Raw genomic sequence first — 255 nt, 5'->3', positions numbered from 1 at the left:
CACTTCACGAATGGATGGTGGCGCAGCGCAAGCTGGTGTCGGAAGGTTCTGCAATTGCCAAAGCGCTGGATTACAGTCTTAAACGATGGGATGCGCTGACCCGCTATCTCGATGACGGTCACGTGCCTATAGACAACAACTGGGTCGAAAACCAGATACGTCCTTGGGCTATCGGCAGGTCGAACTGGTTGTTTGCCGGTTCGCTTCGAGCCGGCAAACGAGCCGCAGCCATCATGAGTCTGCTACGTTCAGCGC

Annotated in this window: 1 protein-coding gene; it reads left to right on the top strand. The window is 55.7% G+C overall.

Translation table 11 applies throughout. The features are described from left to right. A partial coding sequence (locus tag ACLFKU_RS44790) for an IS66 family transposase (RefSeq protein WP_410853525.1) occupies window positions 1-255 on the top strand: 255 nt, incomplete at both ends.

It is taken from the genome of Paraburkholderia sp. EG304, from assembly GCF_046543485.1.
Taxonomy (GTDB): domain Bacteria; phylum Pseudomonadota; class Gammaproteobacteria; order Burkholderiales; family Burkholderiaceae; genus Paraburkholderia; species Paraburkholderia youngii.
This window is presented reverse-complemented; position numbering and strand designations above follow the sequence as displayed.